The following is a 2,334-nucleotide window of genomic DNA, read 5'->3' as shown; positions in this document are numbered from 1 at the left end:
GCCGGTCGCGCGACGAGGTTGCCTGTCAGGTGCTGTGGACACGTTCATCAGGATCTCCGATCCCACCCCCAAGCGTGAACCCACCCCTCACACGAGGTGTCTCACCGCAGTCTGACCAAGAGGGCCGCACCCGCTCCCGCTGTGCCCGCTGCTTCGCGGTCAGACCGCCACCATCGGAATATCGCATGTCACCGGCATACACCCGCCATCAAGGGCCATCGTCACCCCGAACCGAAAAGGTCGGTAAGCAACGCGGTCAGCGGTATGAGCGGATGTTGGAGTGGGATCAGCGAGTCAGGGTGAGCAGTTCGTCGATCACCGGCTCCGGTCCGTCATAGGTGAGGTGCGCGATGACTGCCATTGGTGCGATCACCCGGCTCCAGGCATACAGCCTGTCCCCATCGAGCCCGCACGCGGTCGCCACCCGTTGGCAACGGGTGGCGACACCTTCGTGTCCGGCGCCGGCCACCACGTAGTCGACGGCGTCGAAGCACGGATCGCCTGTGCACGCCTTCGGGTCGATCGCGATCAGACCGCGCGACGGGCCGCCGTCCAGGGCGTTGCCGAGGTGCAGGTCACCGTGCAACAACACGAGCGTGGTCTGAGTGTCCAGCAACGTCTCACAGCGCTGTATCGCCCGTTGCCATGTGGCCTGGTCGATCCGTGCGCCGATAGCCGGCTCGGACAGCCTCCGAGAGATCCGGGCGAAGGACTCCTCGAATCGACCGCGCAGATCCCACGGCCATCCCGCGGGAGGAGGCACGGCGTGCAGCGCGGCAAGCATCTCGCCCCACCGCTGCGGCAACGACGTCCGCGGCATGTCCTCGGCCGCGATGCCGGGCAAGACCTCCTCGAGCACCATCGCGCCGGCCTCCGCGTCGGTGGCCAACACGGCCGGCACCCGACCCGATGACGCGAACACGCTCAGCATCTTCGTCTGCTCGACCAACAGTGCCCGATCCGGACTCAGCTTCAGAACCGTCGGCGTCCCGTCAGGCCATCGACAGCGCAGGACGACGGACGAGGCTCCACCCTCGATCGGTTCACCGAGCACGAGGCCCCACCGGGAAGCCAGCCGCGCTGCGACGATCGGCACCTCAGCGAGCCAACCATCGACCTCAGGCCCAAATCGAAGCGCCAACCGTGCGCCGACGTCTCCCATGTTCACCGCCACAGCTTGCCTCAACAGCCGACACACTCACATCGGCATGACCGGATGTTGGTTCGCCGCCGCGCGAGCGCGCAGGTTCGAGCCGAGGTGCCTGCCCACATGAAGTTTCAGATGAACCCCCAACGACACAAGAAAACCACAGCTCAGGCCATGCGTGAGGGGTTCCGCTGGTGCAGAGCCGTCTCCTGCCGGGGGTTCGAACCTGCGCACCACCACCCGCCACTCGGCGTCGACTGGTTGATCACGACGACTGCCCCTGGCGGGCTCCCCTTGCGGCACGCCGACCTGCCTAACGTGCTGGCGATGGGAGATCCCGAACGCGCGGGGGCGAGGATGCGGTCCACGATCACGCCGACGTCGGCGTGCCACCTCTTCGGCGCGGTGGCGATCTCCTCCAGCGGAACTCCCCGGACCCCGAGGCGTGGTGCGAGGCGGAGCGGTCGACATCGGCGGGGCGGCAGAGGCGCGGTTGCCGCGGTGCATTTGGCTGCCGTAGCGGTGGCGGTGGTGTTCGCCACGGTGGTGCAGTTGGTGCTGGGCGAGCTGCCACCAGGAACGTCGCCAACGCCCGGCCGAAGCCGCTGGCCAAGACGTTGCGGCCGGATCCTCCGCTGCCCTCTGTGACGATCTCAGCACGGCGAACACACCTTGTGGATCATCGCGGGGTGGTTCGTCGGTCGATCCTGGTGACTTTCGCGGCGACTTCGAGATCTTGTCGCAGTTGGTGGTTTCCAGGATGAGCCGCTGAATGTTGGCCACGGCGAGGTCGAGGTGTCGGGTCAGTTCGTGGTTGTCGCGCCGCAGTTCGTCGTTCTCGCACCGAAAGCGGTCCACCACGCCGGGATCAGTCGCGGTGTGCGGAGCGGAGGAGTGCGCCCGTGGCTGGTGGAGGCCGGTCGCGATGCCGGGGAGTTGCGGCGGAAGGTGGTGTTGGTCAATATCGGCGGCACCGTGAGCCACTGGCTCGATCAGAAGCCCTCCGTTGCGAACGTCTGCTGGAGAGTGGACACCCTGATGTGCTGGCAGGGGTGGTGCTTGCTAGCCCGCCGCTTTCGTGCGAATTCGGCGTGACGGGTGTCGATCACGGAGAAAGGTGCTCTGAGCTGCAAGGATATGACTTGCTGAGGGTCATGTCCGTACCAGTTCAGGAGCACCTTTCTGGT

General features: G+C 66.4%; 1 protein-coding gene. It reads right to left on the bottom strand.

Going from position 1 to position 2,334, the window contains the following annotated elements; translation table 11 throughout:
• Positions 1-286: 286 nt before the first annotated feature.
• Positions 287-1,174, bottom strand: coding sequence for an aminoglycoside phosphotransferase family protein (locus FM051_RS49785; protein ID WP_238413269.1), 888 nt, complete (start codon positions 1,172-1,174; stop codon positions 287-289).
• Positions 1,175-2,334 lie beyond the last annotated feature (1,160 nt).

The sequence above is a fragment of the Saccharothrix deserti genome, assembly GCF_009769385.1.
GTDB classification, from domain to species: Bacteria; Actinomycetota; Actinomycetes; order Mycobacteriales; family Pseudonocardiaceae; genus Actinosynnema; species Actinosynnema deserti.
This window is presented reverse-complemented; position numbering and strand designations above follow the sequence as displayed.